This window comes from Myxococcus xanthus (genome assembly GCF_006402735.1).
GTDB lineage: Bacteria > Myxococcota > Myxococcia > Myxococcales > Myxococcaceae > Myxococcus > Myxococcus xanthus_A.
This window is the reverse complement of the sequence record NZ_CP017174.1, coordinates 3397054-3415784: the sequence shown is the minus strand read 5'-3', so window position 1 is coordinate 3415784 and position 18731 is coordinate 3397054. Positions and strand designations below refer to the sequence as shown.

Annotated in this window: 9 protein-coding genes and 1 pseudogene; 2 read left to right on the top strand and 8 right to left on the bottom strand. The window is 69.0% G+C overall.

Annotated elements, in window-relative coordinates; genetic code table 11:
• Positions 1-175: 175 nt before the first annotated feature.
• The 6 genes from BHS09_RS14425 to BHS09_RS14400 all read right to left on the bottom strand — a co-directional run bounded on the left by BHS09_RS14425 (position 176) and on the right by BHS09_RS14400 (position 6503).
• A complete protein-coding gene (locus BHS09_RS14425; protein WP_140798162.1) occupies positions 176-1408 on the bottom strand; it encodes a DUF7305 domain-containing protein in 1233 nt (410 codons plus the stop codon).
• A complete protein-coding gene (locus tag BHS09_RS14420; protein ID WP_140798161.1) occupies positions 1405-2277 on the bottom strand; it encodes a tetratricopeptide repeat protein in 873 nt (290 codons plus the stop codon). Before BHS09_RS14420 ends, BHS09_RS14425 begins: the two co-directional genes overlap by 4 nt.
• Complete coding sequence (locus BHS09_RS14415; RefSeq protein ID WP_140800676.1) at positions 2274-2768, bottom strand: sigma-70 family RNA polymerase sigma factor; 495 nt, start codon at positions 2766-2768, stop codon at positions 2274-2276. Before BHS09_RS14415 ends, BHS09_RS14420 begins: the two co-directional genes overlap by 4 nt.
• 143 nt (positions 2769-2911) lie before the next feature.
• Positions 2912-4111 carry a hypothetical protein gene (locus BHS09_RS14410; protein ID WP_140798160.1) on the bottom strand — a complete coding sequence of 400 codons (1200 nt, stop codon included), beginning with the start codon at positions 4109-4111 and terminating at the stop codon, positions 2912-2914.
• A 96-nt stretch (positions 4112-4207) separates the two neighbouring features.
• On the bottom strand, positions 4208-6007 hold the full coding sequence (locus tag BHS09_RS14405; protein WP_140798159.1) for a glycosyl hydrolase family 18 protein: 1800 nt from the start codon (positions 6005-6007) through the stop codon (positions 4208-4210).
• A gap of 154 nt (positions 6008-6161) precedes the next feature.
• Positions 6162-6503, bottom strand: coding sequence for a (2Fe-2S) ferredoxin domain-containing protein (locus BHS09_RS14400; RefSeq protein WP_140790542.1), 342 nt, complete (start codon positions 6501-6503; stop codon positions 6162-6164).
• A gap of 604 nt (positions 6504-7107) precedes the next feature.
• Here BHS09_RS14400 and BHS09_RS14395 point away from each other — a divergent pair.
• Positions 7108-9900: a vitamin B12-dependent ribonucleotide reductase gene (locus BHS09_RS14395; RefSeq protein ID WP_140798158.1), complete on the top strand. Its 2793-nt coding sequence runs from the start codon at positions 7108-7110 to the stop codon at positions 9898-9900.
• Between the two features lie 86 nt (positions 9901-9986).
• On the opposite strand, the gene BHS09_RS39345 is transcribed toward BHS09_RS14395, so the two are convergent.
• Both BHS09_RS39345 and BHS09_RS40275 read right to left on the bottom strand, forming a co-directional pair.
• The gene (locus tag BHS09_RS39345; protein WP_237080359.1) at positions 9987-11117 is read right to left on the bottom strand and encodes a general secretion pathway protein GspE; all 1131 of its coding nucleotides are present in this window, start codon (positions 11115-11117) and stop codon (positions 9987-9989) included.
• 5016 nt (positions 11118-16133) lie between these two features.
• Positions 16134-16334: pseudogene (locus BHS09_RS40275) on the bottom strand (GspE/PulE/PilB domain-containing protein); the annotation flags it as partial.
• Positions 16335-16793: 459 nt separating this feature from the next.
• On the opposite strand from BHS09_RS40275, the gene BHS09_RS14385 reads away from it, so the two are divergent.
• Positions 16794-18731, top strand: coding sequence for a serine protease (locus BHS09_RS14385; protein ID WP_140798156.1), 1938 nt, complete (start codon positions 16794-16796; stop codon positions 18729-18731).

The window sequence follows — 18731 nt, the reverse complement described above, 5'->3', positions numbered from 1 at the left end:
AAAGCTGGGGACCTACACACGCGTCACCAGCCACCCGCGGGGAGCAGCCCGGATAGGGCGGTGGACAGGAGCATCGAGCCACCGCCCCTGCGCGCGATGCCGGACGCCGGGGCTCAGTGCCTTCGAACGAACGACGGAGGCTTGGCACGGATACGCAGGGCCGGTGGCGTGCACCTCAATCGCCCGTGCACTCGGCGCCCGCATCGCGGATGTCTGCGTCGTAGTGCAGTCGGAGCGGTCCGGAAGCCTCGACTTGACGGACGAACACGGAGCCGAAGACCTCCGCGCCACCGCTCAGGCTGAGTGCGGCACGGGGCGCATAGAGATTGCCCGCGAGGGTGCTGCCCGCGGACAGCGCCAGCACGTTCGAGCCCGCGACGTACACTCGCACGCGAGATGGCGTGGCGGTGGACCCCAACGTGAGCGGTCCCGCCACCGCGACAGCGCCCCCGAGGAACAGGTCCAGCTCTCCAGGCGCATGGACGTCCACCGACAGTCCTTCGCCCAGGTCGACGACGTCCTCGATGAAGAGCGCCGTGCGTGCGCGAATCGTGATCGTGGCGCGGCCGGACCCGGTGATGCGCGTCAGGTGGAAGCGGCCACACGGCAGCTCCAGCGCGCGTTCGCCTTCGATGTCCTCCATCGCCGTGGCGCCGAGGCCGATGGCCGCGTTGTCATTGTCGAGCACGTGCCGGGCGATGAGCCCGGAGACATCCACCTGGGACGCCGCATCACACGAACAGGGGATGACGGGGTCCACGGGCTCGCGGCGGACCTCGGCCGCGTCCACCGGCCCCAGTACGTGGCCCGCTGGAACCGTGAGCACGCCGCCGACGCCGAAGGCGGGCAACGCGACGTCACCGCGTACGCGGGCATCCCCCACTACGGTCGCTGAGACAGGGTTGCCGGTGAGCGGGCCACCGCAGTGCAACGCATCGCCTACGCGGAACGTCTGCCCGAGCTGGGCGCCTCCCGCGCCTCCAATACTCAGCGAGCCTCCCACCGACACCGCGTCATTGGCCGACAGCGCACCATTCACCCCGACGTCGCCCCCCGCGCCTCCTGGCTGATAGGTCCCCGTGGTGCCGTGAAAGGCATCCGTTTCGAAGGACGCGCCCAGGGCGAGCCCCTCGCAGGTGCACAGAGCGTGACGGAAGGTTCGTTCCGCCAGACGTCCGCTGCACACCTGAGAATCGGTGTAGGCATCGCCCACGACGATGGGAGGCCCGCGCCCCGCGCAGTACGCCTCCCAGTCATCAGACGGCTCACCTCCATCGGGCCCACCGGCATCCGCCGAGGAGCCCACGTGTCCTGCGTCCGGCGACTGGACGGTGGCCACCAGGTCTCCCCGGGTGCAGCTTCCCATCGACGCAGCCAGTAGCACCGCCAACGTCCATCGCCTGTTCATGGCGCGGTGAGTTCCCGAACGCGCGCGCGAGCCGACGGCACGAGCGGCGAATCCGGATGGGTGGAGAGGAACGACTCCAGCGCGCTGCGCTCCGCGTCCCGGTTACCGAGAACACGGTGCGCTTCGGCAATGCCGTGCTGCGCTTCCTGGTCGAGCACACCGCGTGGCTGGATGCGAAGCGCCGCCTTGAACTGACGCAGGGCGCCTCGCGCGTCCCCCAGGTGCTCCAGTCGAAGCGAGCCCGAGGCGACGCGCGCGACATATGATGCGAGCGACGAGGGCTCGGCGCGGATGACGCGCAAGTAGAGCGCCTCGGCCTCCTTCCACCGCCCATCGGAACGAAGTCCGTTGGCCTTGAGCAAGAGGTCTTCCGGCGCAGCCGACTTCACGGTGGCCGGTGGCGCTCGCGGACGCGCCGGCTCGGACGCTCCCTCGGCTTCAGCGATGAACGCGGCAGGCACCGCTGGCGTAACGGGCGGAGCCACTTCTGACACGGCATCCAACCGAGAGGGTGCCGCGTCCACCGCTTCGGTGTCGCTCCGTTGTGACGCCGTGCCCAACCGCGGGGGGATCGTGAGTACAGCCTCTTCAACCTGCGACGTCGACGCCCGGCTTGAGCGCGTGAAGCTCCAGACCGCGGCTGCCGCGGCGCCCGCCACGAGGAGCGCGCCTGTCATCAACCACACGGGAGGCCGCTTGCCGCGTGGCCGGGGCGTGGGCTGTGACACCAACGCACCCGCCTCCAGCGCGGCCAGCACCATCTGCGCCGACCGTTCCCGGGAGATGCGTCGGGCCGGCCCCGCGCCTTCGTCCAACGGCAGGACCAGCGCGTTCAGGGCGTCATCCCCCTCTTCCCTGAAGTCACTCATCCCCGATCCTCCCCCCCGTCACCCTCCGCGGACGCCAGCGAGCGCAGCGCCGTCCGCCCCAAGCGGAGCCGGCTGCGCACCGTCTCGAAGGGAATGCCCAGCTCCGTCGAAATCTCCGGCACGCTCAACTCCAGCACGTGATGCAACACCAGTGCATGCCGCTGCTCAGTCGAAAGCCGATCCAGGAGTGTCACCATGTGCCGGCGATGAACATACTCGTCCGGCAGCGCATCCTCGGAGGGAACCGCGACCAGTTCCACCGGCGCATCCGCGTGCTGGGCATCCCGGCCGCGGGAGCGCTTCAGCCATGCGAACGCCGTCCGAGCCACCACCCGGTCCGCCCAGGACTGGAAGCGGCCTTCGGCGCGGTATGACGGCAGTCCTCGCACCAGGGCGATGAGCGCCTCCTGGGCGATGTCCTCCACGTCCACATCCCCGCGCACCAGGTAGCGCACGAGGTTGCGGACCCGGGGGAGCAGCTCCATCAACAACGCCCCGGTTGCCTCGCGCTCGCCCTGGATGGCCGCTTGGATGCGAGGGTCTTCCGCCGCACGACGTGGGTCCGCTGCGTGTGAGCCCGAGCTCCTCATTGCCGCCATGGAGGACGGCACCGGGCCATTCGGGTCATCCGCGCTCAAAGAAAAACCACCATCGCCAGGCCCAGCCGTGGGCGGACGGCCCAACCCGCACCACGAGACACGAAGTTTCCATCGATGGCGTAGCGAAGCTCGGGCCGGCCCAGCAGGACCTCCGCGGCCAGACTCGTCTCCAGGCCGACACGCGCCCCCATCCGCCACCGGGTGCGGAGCTCGGGCCCCATGAGCAGGGCCAGCATCGTGCCCGGAGGCGCCGCCTCCACATCCTCCGTCAGCGCTTGCGTCCGGCGGGTGAAGACCACCGCCCCCGCGCCGAATCCCGCCTCCACATCCAGTCGTTCCGCCGCCGCCCAGGGAAGCCCCGCCCACACCGACGCCGCGTGCTGCCCCAACGTCAACTCCGTGCGGGCATCGCGAAGCCGGGTCGGAACACTGGCCAGGACTTGCGCTCGCAGCCGCCAACGGCCCGGCTGCAATCCAACACCCACCACCAACCCCTGGTGGCCCCTGCGCGTGTACCCATCCAGCGCGGCATGGCCCCCCAACGCGAGCCACATCTGGCGCGCTGGGTTCTCCTCGGCCGAAGCCAGCCCCAGGCCCTCACGAGGTGACGCCACGCATTCCCGAGCAGAAGCCAAGGCCCCATCCTCCGCGAGTGCAATGGCTTCTTCCGGGGACGGGGACGTGGGCGTCCTCGGCGCGGCCTCATCACCGGAGGCTGCCTCCCCGATGCGCCGGCCCACCCCGGTTTCAGTCCCCTCTTCGTTCGATGCATGACGCGGCGGCGCCACCTCCACCACATCACCGAGCGGCGCACCGGCCTCCACCGCGCGCAGTGCGGAGCGAGCGGCCAGCGCCAGCGCCTCCGCCCCCGTGGACCATTCCAGCGAGCCTGGTGATTGCCCCAGCCGCGCGGCCCGGGAGAACAGACGCCGGCTGTCGAACTCGGCCACCTGGACGCGAACGTCGCTGCCCTCTCGCACGAACCAGAGGACAGCGCGGGCCTGGTGGTGCCCGGCCAGCCGTTCCGCCGCGAGCCATGGGCCCTCGCGAAATCCCTCGAGCGGCGCTCCGGACGAGACTTCGAGCCGCATGGGCAGGTCGCTGCTCTGCCCCCGCACTCGCACGAGCAAGGCGGTGTCCTCGTCGGACGCCACCCGGACGACGGCGGTCCACGGCTCGGCGGCCACGGAAGAGCTGGAGAGCGCCACCAGCAGGACGGCGGCCGCGAAGGACATGCGGCAAACCCTAACGCCATGACGCCGGGGAACAGAAGTCCCTCGGCGTATGGCTTCACGACACGCTCACAATGCCTGTCTGATTTTCAGCCCGGGTCAGCGCAGCTTCCGTGCCAGCGCATCGAGCAGCGAGCCGTCATCACCGCTCAACTCCCAGAACATCGCGCCGCCCAGGTTCTTGTTCAGGATGTAGTCCGCCTTGGCGTTCATGCTCTGCACGTCGTCATACCCAATCCAGATACCCGTGGCAGGGTTGTAGACGTAGGCCTGCTTCGCCTCCGGGTGGAAGAACTTCGTGTAACCGGAACCGGCGCGCTCGTAGTTGGCTTTGATGTCCTTGAAGTCGAACACGCCCGTCAGGCCCGACGAGCCGTCATCCCACGTGCCGCGCGTGGGCACGCCGCTCTGGAACAGGCCGTTGTTCACGTTGGGCACACTGCCCCAGCCCCGGCCGTAGAAGGGCACGCCGACGACAATCTTCGCGGGCGGCACGCCCAGCGCCAGCATCTTCGACACCGAGCCATCCGTGTAGAAGCCCGTGGCCGCGCCCGGGTCACCCGTGACGCGATTGAGCGCCGAGTGGAAGTTCACCGTGCTCTCGAAGGCACCGTGGTAGTCGTAGGACATCACGTTGATCCAATCGAGCACGTCGGACAGCTTCTTCGTCTCCTGCTTGTTCTCCAGCAGGTCCGGCGAGGCGCCCGTGGCGATGGTGAGCAGGTACGGCTTGCCCGTCTGCGTGGTGACGGCGTTGAGCTGGCTGCGGAACGCCTGCATCAGCAGCGTGTAGTTCTGCTTGTCCGCGGGGCTGTTGCTGTTGCCCGGCAGGCCGCCACCGACGGGGTACTCCCAGTCGATGTCAATGCCGTCGAACACGCCCTCGCCGTTGACGGGGTCCACGCCGGGGTACTGGCCGCGGATGTAGAGGTCCACGCAGGACTTCACGAAGGCCGCGCGCGAGGCTGGCGAGGACGCCACGGTGGAGAAGTGCGTGGACCAGGACCAGCCACCCACGGAGATGAGCAGCTTCAGGTGCGGGTTCTGCCGCTTCATCTCCTTGAACGCGCGGAAGTTGCCGCGCAGCTGGCCGGGATCCCACTCACCCTGCCAGCCGCCGCCCTTGTCGATGTCCGCGAACGGGTCGCCGAGGATGCAGCGTCCGTCCCCGGAGATGTTGGAGAACGCGTAGTTGATGTGCGTGAGCTTGGACGGCTGCACGTTGGACACGTGGTAGTTGCGCGCGTAGATGCCCCACGCGGTGAAGTAACCGACGATGCGCTTTCCTCCCGGCGGCGGCCCGCCCGGAATGTCCACGACGACGGTGAGCGTGGTGGTCCCCACGTTGCCCGCGGCGTCATGGGCGCGCACCGCGTAGACATACGTGCCGTTCTGTTCCCAGCCGCTGAAGGCCCGGCTGAACTGCGAGCCAGTGGCGACGACGGCGCCGTTCTCCAGGATCTCCACCCGCGTCACGCCCACGTCATCCGTCGCCGTGGCCGTCAGGCTCAGCGAGCCCGCGGCGGTGATGCGCGAGGTGCTGGCACTCAAGCCCACGGTGGGCGCGGTGACGTCCCCGCCCGTGCCCGCGTCCGTCCCGCCGCTGCCCGCATCCGGCTCACCACCACCCGCGGGCCCCAGGTCCAACCACAGCGCCGCCACCGCCACCGGCGTCCAATCCGCCTGGGACGTGTGCGGCTGCCGGCATTCATAGAGGCGCCCCTGATAGGTGACGCGCGTCCCCACGGAGTACGCGACACCCACGGACCACTCCGCAGCCAGAGCCGCATCCTGGAACGCCATCAGGTCCCGGACGTGAGACGACGGCACTTCGGAATCACAGCCAGCCACGGACAAGGCGGTGGCGATCAGGCCAGAGGCCCACCAACTGCGACGCATGCATGTGCTCCTCGCCGCGCTGGACACACGCCGAGCCCAAGCCCGGTGCAGGCCTGCACCGGACTTCTCGACAAGGGTTCCGCGCGGCTCGTCTGCGGGTTCACGCAGACAGAGGCAGGCGTCGACTTTTTCGGGTTAATACAGAGAAGCGCGCTTAGCCCGGAGTGACGGCCTTGCGGGAGAAGGGCATCAGCAGCCGCTCCACGGGGCGGCCTTCCATCAGGTGCTGCTCGACGATGTCCTTCACGTCCTCCACCTGGACGCCGCCATACCAGGTGCCTTCCGGGTAGACGACGACGGCGACACCGAAGCTGCACGTGTCCAGGCATCCCGCCGCGTTGGCTCGCATGTGTCCCTTGAGGCCCCGCTTGTCGAGCTCCGCCTTGAAGGCGGCGCGAACCTCCTCCGCTCCTTTGGAGGCGCAACACCCCTTGGGATTTCCGTCCGGGCGGCGGTTGGTACAGACGAAGACGTGGCGCTGGTAGGGAGGAGCCATGTCCGCCTCCTAACGCGCGTCCGGGCCAAAATCGACGGCCTCGTTCACCAACGGACCGCCAACGGGGCTGATCCACCACGCCTGGCGGATCAGCACGGTTGCACCCACCCGAGTCGTGCACAGACTCACAGCAAACGTCTCCCAGTGATCACGCTCGCTTGGCTCGAAGTGACAATACATGGCTCGCCATCTGGACTCAGGCACTGCAAAGCATGTGTTGCCAGGGCAGGCGCGGCCCTCTAGATCGGGCTCCCTCGCTGAACGCAGTAGCAGCAGGGCAGGCAGGCAGACACCGGGCGCCCACTTCACGGCTGTACACAATCCGTGGTGGGCATGACATTGACGGATACCATTTGTTGTATCGATAGAATCTTTGACGGAGGTGCTACAGGCGTCTATCCATGGCCTCGTCCGGCAGTCTGGCGGGCATCTCCCAAGAACAGCCGAGGGGCCGGGCGCGCCCCTGCTTCGTCGTCGCGAATCCGCTCCGAGGTCACCCGCGTTTCGCGTCGGGCTGATCCATCGGAACCATCGGGATCTCGCGACGTTAGCGTTTTGCAAATTTTGCATCAGAACTCACAGTGAACTCGCGGAGGGTGGCGACATGGATAAAGAGCTGAGCTCGAAGTCCACGGTGAACGGGAAGGAGCGGCGCGGCGGGCGCAAGGCGCGCGTGGCGGCGACGGGCTTGACGGTGGAGCGCTTCTTCACGACACCGGGCGTGGATCCCGCGGATGAGCTGGCGTGGGAATACCGCAGCGCCAGCATCACCGGCGAGGATGGCAAGGCCGTCTTCGAGCAGAAGAACATCGAGGTTCCGAAGTCCTGGTCGATGCTGGCGACGAACGTCGTGGCGTCGAAGTACTTCCGCGGCACGCCGGGCACGCCGGAGCGTGAGACGAGCGTGCGCAAGCTGGTGGCGCGTGTGGTGGACACCCTCACCCGCTGGGGTGTGGAGGGTGGCTACTTCACGCGGGACGCGGACCGCGAGGCCTTCCACGCGGAGCTGACGCACCTGCTGCTGCGCCAGAAGGCGTCCTTCAACTCGCCCGTCTGGTTCAACGTCGGCGTGGAGGCGCAGCCCCAGTGCTCCGCGTGTTTCATCAACAGCGTGGAGGACAACATGGACTCCATCCTCACGCTGGCGCGCACGGAGGGCATGCTCTTCAAGTACGGCAGCGGCACGGGCAGCAACCTGTCCACCATCCGCGGCAGCAAGGAGCTGCTGGCGGGCGGCGGCACCGCGTCCGGCCCGGTGTCCTTCATGCGCGGCTTCGACGCCTTCGCCGGTGTCATCAAGAGCGGCGGCAAGACGCGCCGCGCGGCGAAGATGGTCATCCTCAACGCCGAGCATCCGGACATCCTCGAGTTCATCCGCTGCAAGTCGACCGAGGAGAAGAAGGCCTGGGCGCTCATCGAGGCTGGCTACGACCCGTCCTTCAACGGCGAGGCGTACTCGTCGGTGTTCTTCCAGAACTCGAACAACTCGGTGCGCGTCACCGACGCGTTCATGAAGGCGGTGGTGGATGACGCCACCTGGACGACGCGGTCGGTGCGCGACGGCCAGCCGCTGGACACCTACCAGGCGCGCGAGCTGTTCCGGGAGATCTCCGAGGCCGCGCACCTGTGCGGCGACCCGGGCATGCAGTTCGACACCACGGTGAACAGCTGGCACACGTGTTCGACGACGGCGCGCATCAACGCGTCCAATCCGTGCTCGGAGTACATGTTCCTGGACGACTCCGCCTGCAACCTGGCGTCCCTGAACCTGATGCACTTCCGCACCATCGACGGCGACTTCGACGTGACGGCGTTCCGCCACGCGGTCGACATCCTGCTGATGGCGCAGGAGATCATCGTCGGCAACTCCCGCTACCCCACCGAGCGCATCGAGAAGAACAGCCACGACTACCGGCCGCTGGGCCTGGGCTACGCCAACCTGGGCGCGCTGTTGATGGCGTCGGGCCTGCCGTATGACTCGCCCGCGGGCCGCAACTACGCCGGCGCGATTACCTCGCTGATGTGCGGCGAGGCCTACGCGATGAGCGCCCGCCTGGCGGAGAAGCAGGGCCCCTTCGCTGGCTACGCGAAGAACGCGGAGCCGATGCTGGGCGTCATCCGCAAGCACCGCAAGGCCGCGTACCACATCGCGCCGGAGGGTGTGAGCCAGGGCCTGTTCGCCGCGCAGAAGGACGCGTGGGACCGCGCGCTCGCGCTGGGTGAGGAGCACGGCTTCCGCAACAGCCAGGTGACGGTGCTGGCCCCCACGGGGACCATTGGCTTCATGATGGACTGCGACACCACCGGCATCGAGCCGGACATCGCGCTCATCAAGTACAAGAAGCTGGTGGGCGGCGGCATGCTGAAGATCGTCAACCAGACGGTGCCGCTGGCGCTGGAGAAGCTGGGTTACCCGCAGACGCAGTCCCAGGACATCATCAGCTACCTGGACAAGCAGGACACCATCGAGGGCGCGCCGCACCTGAAGCCCGAGCACCTGCCGGTGTTCGACTGCGCCTTCAAGCCGGCCCAGGGCGAGCGCAGCATCCACTGGATGGGCCACATCCAGATGATGGAGGCCTGCCAGCCGTTCCTCTCCGGCGCCATCTCCAAGACGGTGAACATGCCGTCGGACGCGACGGTGGAGGACATCGAGAAGGCGTACCTGGAGGCGTGGAAGCGCGGCCTCAAGGCCATCGCCGTGTACCGCGACGGGTGCAAGCGGACGCAGCCGCTGAACACGTCGAAGGAGACGGTGAAGGACACGCGCGCCGCCAAATCCACCGTGGCCCCCGAGCCCGCCCCCGCCGTCCAGCCGGAGCCCCGCGCGGTCCGCCGGCGCCTGCCGGACGAGCGCCGCTCCATCACGCACAAGTTCTCCATCGGCGGCCACGAGGGCTACTTGACGGTGGGCATGTACGAGGACGGCCTGCCGGGCGAGCTGTTCATCGTCATGGCGAAGGAAGGCTCGGTGGTGAGCGGGCTGATGGACAGCTTCGCCACCAGCGTGTCGCTGGCGCTCCAATACGGCGTGCCGATGAAGGTGCTGGTCGACAAGCTCAGCCACACCCGCTTCGAGCCCAGCGGCTTCACCGGCAACCCGGACATCCCCATCGCCAAGTCCATCACCGACTACATCTTCCGCTGGCTGGAGCTGAAGTTCCTGCCGAGCGAGGAAGAGGACGCGGTGCTGGACCGGGTGGACGTGCAACCGAAGCGGGAAGCCCTGCCCGCGCAGACGGCTTCGGTGCAGCGGTCCGACTCCAACTCCTCGAAGCGGTCCACCTGGCTGAATCAGGCGGATGCTCCGCCGTGCCACACCTGCGGCGCCATCATGGTGCGCAGCGGTGCCTGCTACAAATGCGGCAACTGCGGCGCGACCAGCGGCTGCAGCTGAGCGCGACGCGCCGTTCTTGAAGTGAAGAGGGCTCCGGAGCACCTGGCTCCGGAGCCTTTTTTCATCTCCCCTCCTCCGGCTCGCGCTCAGGCGCTCCGGGTGGGGAGACGGGAGAAGACCTCGGAGGCCCTCTGCGCGATAAGCGTGAGTTCATCGAGCGCGGGCGCGGCGATGGGCTCCGCGCCATGGTCCGCGACGATGAACGCCACTGCCTGGCCCCGGCTCCGGATGGCGATGACGGCCAGGTGCGAGGCGCCCTCGCCACCCAGCGCGGCGAAGATGGCTTCGTCCTGGGGACAGGCCGGTGCGTCGAAGACGCTGGCACCCACGGACGTCATCGCGGTGTGCAGCAGGGACGGCGCTTCAAGGTCGACCTTGAGTCCGGCGACCGCCGCGCTTTCACTGCCCGGTCCCCATGCATGCCCCACCCGCGCGAGGCCGAGGCTTTCGCCCAGGAGGAAGGCGCGCTGGTAGCGGCCCGCGCAGTACGCCAACACCACCCTGCCGAGCGTGCCCTGGGTGCTCACCACGTCGAGCGCCGACAACACGTGCTCCGCCGTCACGGAAGGGCCACCCACGGGCACTTCCGTGGCCGCGCTGGCCGCCGCGGACAGGAGCGTGGTGATGACTTCCGAAGGCTCCGCCGCAGTGGGCTGCCATGGCTGCTGGATAAAGTCCCACGCCGAGGCCAGAGGCACTTCGGTCGCCGCGGGCGATATGGCCGGGCCGTCGAGGTCCACACCGCGGTCCGCCCAGGTCGTCTCCGGGACGTGGCCGATGGGGCCCGAGTCATCGCCGCCCTGCCAGCCCACGAACTCCCACGTCGAGGCGAGCTGCATCGGCTCGTCGGATGCGCCGGACAGGTCATCCAGTTCAATGGGCACCCGGGGCGTGGGGGCGACGGGTGGTGTCGTGAATTCGGGTGTCTCGACGAAGGGCGCGGGAGTGCCGCCATGCACGGCAGGCTCCGTGGCGTCGAGGATGGCCGCGGGGGCAACAGGGGTGGTGAGCAGTTCGCCATGCTCCGCGACGACGAAGCCGCGTGCCTTGCGCGGCGCCGGGGTGTCCTGCGTTGGCGTATCCGCGTGCTTGCCTGTTGAAGCATCCTCCGCCGTCGGATCGGACTCGCTGGCGATGGCCGCCAGGTCCAACTTGAGGCCGAATGGCTGCGTCACCTCGCCGAAGGGCAGCGCGGCCCGTTCGCCCGTGGATGGCATGGCGGCGGGAACGGACTCGATGGACGGAGTTGGCTCGGTTTCTGTGGTTGCCGCAGCAGCCTCCGAGAAGCCGTCAGGCGCATCGCTCGGTGTTACGGCGGTTGGGGCGTCTACGGTGGCAGTCAGAGTCGTCTCCGCAGACGGGCTGACCGCGACCGGCTCCTGCGTGGCCGGTGAGGATGAATCGCTCGTGAGTTCCGAGTTCGCCGGTGCGGTTTCGGAAGGCTCCGTGCCCGCCAGCGTTTCGGTTGCAGCGGATTGAGCCGTGGAATGGCCAACGGCATCGGCCACGATGATGGGCTCGGCTGGACGCTGTGCTTCGGCTGGAGTCGTGGAAGCCAGCAACGACACGGCCTCCGCGGGTTCTCCCGCGAGGGCTGGACCGGAGTGGGCCTGCGAGGCCTCCGGCAGCGCTTCCACACTGGGAGGTTGCTCAGTCCCTTCCGGTTCGGGAATCGAATCCGCGGACACGTGGTCGGTGACGGACTGAGACGTGTCGGAAGACTGCGTGTGCGCAACACTGTCCACGGGCGCTGGTTGTCCTGCTTGCGCTGGCACCTCCGCGTCCTGAGAAGCCGCGCTGGAGGCCGGCGACGGAAGCGCCGTTTCGTAGGCGCTCGCAGCCAGGGCTTGTGCCACTTCCGGATCGCTGACGATTCGCTCGCCACTTGGCGATTCAACGGAGGAAGGCACAGCACCGATTTCCACGGTGGCAGTGGCCGCCGTGCCATCCGGCGTTGCCACTCGCTCCGAAACCGTCAGCGCAACTTCGTTGGAGCGTGCATCCGTGAGGCTGTCACCCTGCGGGACGCCACCGATGAGCTCAGGCGCAGCGACATCGTCGGAGGACGCCGAGACCACCGTGCTCACAGCCTCGGCGTTCGGCGACTCAACAGGAGAAGCGTCCGAGTGCTGTGAGGTCCCAACCTCCGGCCCTGGAGTTGATGCATCCGCCAGTTCGGCGGTCGACGCCGCTTCTGCGGCCGGACGTGCGTCAACGCCCGGCAAATGAACCGCTGTGCCTTCCACGTCGGAGTCATTCGGCTGGGCAGTAACGAAGCTTGCGGCCGATGCATCAACGTTCGCACCTGGCCCAACGGAGTCGTCCGGCTGTGCCGAAACGGCACCGGCCGCCGATACGGCCAAGACCGCATTCGCATCACCAGCAACATCCTGCGCGGAGGAAGCCGCACCCACCGCCGAGTCATCGACGCCTGAGGTGGCAACATTGGCCGCGTCCAACACAGCGGATGCGGCTACAGCCTCAATGTCCGGACTCGCAACGCTGGCTGCTTCCGACTCAGCGGTAGCCGCACCTGCTACCGATGCCGCAACAGCTGCTTTCGGTTCGTCGTGAATGGGGCTGGCCGCCGGCTCCTCGGCCCGAGCACCTGATCCATCTGCGGCTTCCAGCACAGCTGAGTCAACGGCACCGACTGCAGTGGCATCAAGGACCGCGTCCGTAGCAACTGCTGTGTCCGACGAAACCGCGGCGGCTTCGGTTGTGACGCCACCCGATTCCACACTGACGTCCGCTGCCGTCACGCCAACGGCTTCGCTTGCGACGCCACCCGATGCCGCACCGGCGCCCTCTGCCATCACCATGGCGGCTTCGTCGACTTCCTGCGGCTCAACTGCAGCGTCCGTGGCAATGACCGGCTCAACCACGACCGTGACATCCGTGCGGTCTGGCGTCTCGGGAGCCACCTCCACGTCCACCGACGACGCACCTTCGGTCGCGACAGGGGGCGCCGACACCACGTCGGAAGCCGTGACGGCAACGGCATCCACGTCCAACACCACGTCAGAGTCCGTGGGCAACGCCTGCGCAGGAGCCCCACTCGCGTCGACGGCAGACGGCACGTGCTCTTGAGCCGACACCTCAACAGGGATGCCAACCAGTTGAGGCACCGCGCCGCTCTCGTGGGGGGACTCTCGCCCTTCAGACGCGAAGGGAGCAGGCGAGACGCCCTGCCCGCGATGAACCGCGGGCGACATTCCGGGAGGAACCGGCATCCGGCTTGAGTCGAAGTCCGGCGCCGAGGAAACACCGCTCGACACCGAAGCCCCCAGGGATTGCTCGAGGTGGAACGGACGTTCCGTTCCATCCGCGGCGGCCGAGGAGGGGGCAGCGTGCGCTTCCCCTGGAGAAGTCTCGGCTGGCTCGTCGGTCCGAGGAGCTTCCGCAGCGGCATTGCCAGGGACTGGCATGTTCGCTTCCACGGGTCGTGCATCCCCCAGTGACGCAGGAGGCGGCATTGCGCCTGGAGGCGTCATCCCCATGGGGGGCTGCGACGGAATGCCCGCTGGATGCGCAGCGACCACGCCCGAAGGCGGCGTCGGGGACACCTGCGCGGGCGGTCCACTCAACGGGCCCTGCTCCATGCCCTGCATGGGTGCGCCCTGCAGGGGGGCCACAGGTGGGCTACCGGCGGCCGGAGGTACGGGCAATGTGCCCGGAGGCGTCTGTCCGTGAGGCGAGTGAGGACGGGGCATCCCCGGCCCGGCGACAGCCCGAGCCCCGGCAGTCATCTCCGTAGGCAATGCACCGTGAGCCAGGGGAGCCTTGGGCAGCCCGTGCGCAGACGGAGGCGGCGTGCCCGTCATTCCCGGTGGCATCACCCCGTGAGGCACGGGGGCATGGGGCGCCCCATGCACGGACGGAGGCGGTGCGCCCTTCATTCCCGGTGGCATCGTCCCGTGAGGCGCGGGGGCATGGGGCACCCCGTTCGCAGTCGCAGGCGGTGCGCCCTTCATTCCCGGTGGCATCACCCCGTGAGGCGCGGGAGCCAGGGGCACCCCGTGCGCAGTCGCAGGCGGTGCTCCCGTCATTCCCGGTGGCATCGTCCCGTGAGGCCCAGGAGCCTGGGGCCCCCTGTGCACGGACGGAGGCGGTGCGCCCGTCATTCCCGGCGGCATCGCCCCACGAGCCCCCTGCACCGCAGGCAGGCCCGGCGACGACGGCGGGCGCGCTCCCATCATCCCGGGAGGGACCGGCCCGTGAGGCACTGGCAGGCCAGGCGCAGGTGGCGGCCGTGCTCCCATCATCCCCGCAGGCACCGGCCCAGGCGACCCTGGCAATCCGGGCGCGGGCGGAGGCCGTGCTCCCATCATTCCCGATGGCACCGGCCCCCCATGAGGCCCGGGCATCGCAGGCAGGCCCGACGACGACGGGGGGCGTGCTCCCACCATTCCCGGCGGCACCGGCCCATGAGGCCCCGGCACCGCGGGCAGGCCCGTCGCGGACGGCGGACGATGTCCCATCATCCCGGGAGGGACCGGCCCGTGTGGCCCGGGCGCGGAGGAGAGGCCGGGCGCGGGAGGAGGCCGTGCTCCCATCATTCCCGGCGGCACCGGCCCATGAGGCCCCGGCACCGCGGGCAGGCCCGTCGCGGACGGCGGGCGATGTCCCATCATCCCGGGAGGAACTGGCACAGCAGGTCCGGACGCACCACCCGCCATGCCAGGAGGTCCCGACACCGCAGGCAGCCCCGTCGCGGACGGAGGCCGATGCCCCGTCATTCCCGGAGGCACCGGAGCACCCGCCCCAGCCGTCGCAGGAGCCTGCCCGCCCACCAGCCCCGGAGCACCCGCTCCAACCTTCGCAGGAGGATTTGCGCCCATGATCCCCGAAGGCACCGGAGCACCCGCCGCCGGAGGCGGTGCTCCCATCAGCCCTGGTGGCACCGGAGCACCCGCCGCCGGAGGCGGTGCTCCCATCAGCCCTGGTGGCACCGGCCCATGAGGCCCCGGCACTGCCGGTACACCCGTCATGGACGGAGGCCGTGCGCCCGCCATGCCTGGCGGCACCGGACCGTGTGGCCCAGGAATCGCGGGCAGTCCCGTCGCGGACGGAGGCCGTGCCGCCATCATCCCCGGTGGAACAGCCATCCCTCCGGGCGCGGACGACGGCGATGCGCCCAGCATCCCCGGAGGAACCTGCGGACCAGCAGTCCCCACGCCCGGCGCTCCATGCACCGCAGGCAGTCCCGTCGCTGAGGGCGGCCGAGCCCCGGCCCCCCCCGGCGGCATCGACGCACCCGGCCCAGGCGGCGCGCCCACCATGCCCGGAGGTCCCGCCACCGCCTGAAGCCCAGGAGACGACGGTGGCCGAGCCCCCATCATCCCCGGAGGCACCGGAGCTCCCGGATGCGCCGATGGCCGCGAGAGCATCCCAGGAGGAGCCCCCATCCCCTCGCCCACCCCCAAAGCCCCCCGAGCCGGCCCCCCGGGCTCCGAAGAAGCGGCGCCCACCGGCGGAACCGGAGGCCGACTCGCCACCCCCTGCCGCGACGCCAATCCAGGCGGCTGCGTCCCTCCACCGGCCCCCTGTGGCGCCATCGGCATGGCCGAGGCCACAGCAACTCCTGGCGCGGGAACACCATCGTCGAAGTCCTCGGGCACGGCCGCCACGTCCTCGACGACCTCGCCCTCCTCCAGCACCTCCCCTTCCTCCAGGAGGTCAATCTCCTCCGCCGGCTCCGGCGCCAACGCGAACGGAGGCGGCGCGACGGCACGCGGCGTCTCCGTCGGCGTGAGTCGCGGCGGCGACGCAGGCCGCGCGCCCCCACCCACTGGCGTCAGCGTCGGAGGCACGGGCGCCTCGGGCGTCCCCCCCCGCATCCCGCCGTCCTCCCCGAAATCAATCATCGCCACCGGAGGCTCGGGCGGCGGCAGATGGTCCAACGGATGCGAGCTCCCCGACACGGCCGGCGCCCACCCGACCGAGCCGGAATCCTCGGTCTCCGTGTCCGGGTCATCGCCGCTCAAGTACTGCCCGGGCGCGAGCCCACCGAACATTCCTTCCGCCTCGGGCTCCGCTCGCACGGGCGCGGGAGGCGGAGGCGTCATGCTCAGCGCGGCGGGCATCGAAGGGAGGTCCACGGGCAGCGCCACGGCCGGTGTCCGCTTCGGACGCTTCGTCGAGGTCATCTGGATGAAACGCGTCTCGCGCTTGATGCCGTAGCGAAGCTCCTGGAACTGGAACAGCCGCAGCTCCGGCGTGACGTACGGAACGATGCGCAGACCGGTGATGAACCCCAGCGCATCCGCGTGCTCGATTTCCAACGGGCTGGCCATGGCCACCTTGAGTCGCCGGCCTTCCTGCGCCAGCGGGAAGGCCTGGTGCTTCTCCGCCATCGCCGCGGGGAGCAGTTGCAGCACCGCGTCCGGCGCCGCCTCGAAGTCCGCTTCCTGCGCCACCGGGTAGCGGCACATCTCCCCCAGCACCATGGCCAGGGTGTCGATGTCGAGGATGTCCAGCTCGACAAGGTTGGAGCCCAACCTTCCGCCGTAGATGAGCTGGGCCCGGAGGGCTTCGTCGAGCTGCGCCTGCGTGATGAGGCCCTTGCGGACCAGGATCGCTCCGAGCATTTCGGCCATGTCCGGCCGATTCTAGACGCCTTCACAGCGGCTGAGACGCCCCTCCCGCTGCGTGGCCGCTGCATGCCAGCCAGGCCGTACGACCGGCGCCACAGGCACCTGCTCCGAGTGAAACCAAGGCCCTGGCCCAATCCCCACGCCGCAACGGGAAACCACCACTCACCGTGAAATGGGAAATCTCCAATCACACCACCCAGCCACGGAACCCGTGGCAATCACACGGAATTATCATTTCTTCAGGCTATAACTGCGAGTGCGGTCAAACCCGCAAGAGCTTCACTCCCAGGAGAGTCGATGAAACGCATCCCACTCGCATGTCTTGTCACCGCGCTGGCCACGGGGGCGCCGGCGGCGCTGGCCTCCGATGAGGTCTGCCAGCAGGAAGAAGTTTCCTCTTCGTCGCAGCGGCTCACGAAGGTGGGCGAGGACGTCTTCCGTCGCTTCGAGACGACCCACCCCTACGCCACCACGCAGATTCGCGCCTCCGACGGCCCCATCCACACGGACGTCATCACCCACGCTGGCGCGGCGTACATCGCGCCCCACTTCGAGCGGCTCGACCTGGAGGATGGCGACTTCGTCGTGGTGCGCTCGCCGGACAACTCCCGGTCGTGGCGCTACGACAACTCGCACCCGGGTGCGCGCAGTGGCTTCTGGGCCATCCACATCGCCGGTGAGACGGCCATCATCGAACTGCACAGCCGCGACAGCGTCAACCGCCGCGGCATCCTCAACAAGCACGGCTACTCCATCGACCGGTACGCCCGGGGCTACACCAACGAGGAGATGGGCCTGTCGAATGACAAGGCGCTGTGCGGCCCGGACGACACGCAGTGGGCGCCCTGCTATGCCTCCAGCGACCCCACCCTCTACGGCCGCGCTCGTCCAGTGGCGCGCCTGCTCATCAACGGCTCCGGTGCGTGCACGGGCTGGCTCGTGGGCAGCCAGGGCCACCTGATGACCAACCAGCACTGCGTCGGTACGGCGAGCGAAGCGCAGAACACCCACTACGAGTTCATGGCGGAAGGCGCGAGCTGTTCGACGAGCTGCGCGAGCTGGTTCGGTTGCCCGGGCAACGTCATCCCGGGTGGCACGCTGGTGAAGGTGGACGCGCCGCGTGACTACGCGCTCATCCAGTTGTCCCAGAACCCGGTGAACACCTACGGCTACCTCCAGCTGCGCTCTTCCGGCGCCGTGGTGAACGAGCGCATCTACCTGCCACAGCACCCGGCTGGCCACGGCAAGAAGATCGCCGTGCGCTCCACGGATGCCCGGGACGAGTCCGGCTTCGCGGAGATCTACAGCCGCAACGAGGCCTCCTGCCAGTCCGGTGGCCCCAACGACATCGGCTACTACGCGGACACGCAGGGCGGCTCCTCCGGCTCGCCCGTCATCGGCCATTCGGACAACCTGGTGGTGGCCCTGCACCACTGCGCCAACTGCCCCAACCGCGGCGTGCCCATCGAAGCGGTCATCAGTCACCTGGGAACCAGCCTGCCCCAGTGCGCGCTGCCCGCCGCTGACTGCCCCAACCCCGGTGGCAACGGTGAGCCGCCGCCGCCTCCTCCTCCGCCGCCGCCCCCGCCGGAGAACTCGTTCGACTACAGCGCCAGCAACACCAACAGCGCGCAGCAGAACACCACCAATCACACCATCGCGCTGACGGCGGGCCAGACGCTCACCGTCGCGACGTGTGGCCTCACGGGGACGCAGTTCACCGGTGACACGTGGCTGCGCCTGCGCAACCCCGCGGGCACCGAGGTGGCCACCAACGACGACTCCTGCGGCGGCCGTGGCTCCAGCATCACCTTCACCGCCGCCACCGCCGGCAACCACGAGGTCCTCGCCGGCTGCTACTCCAGCGGGAGCTGCACCGGCCGCGTCGTCTGGGAAATCACCGGCGGCTCCGGCAGCCCCACCAGCGGGAGCTTCAACTTCAGCGGCAGCAATACCAACAGCGCGCAGCAGAACACCACCAACCGCGACGTCGCCATCGCCGCGGGCAAGAGCATCACCGTGGCCACCTGCGGCGTGACGGGCGCGACCTTCACGGGTGACACCTACCTGCGCCTCTTCAACGGAACCACGCAGGCGGCGGTCAACGACGACTCGTGCGGCGGCACCGGCTCCAGCCTGACGTACACCTCGCCCACGGCCACCACCCTGCAGATTCGCGCGGGCTGCTACTCCAGCGGGAACTGCACCGGCACCGTGGTGTGGAACATCCAGTAG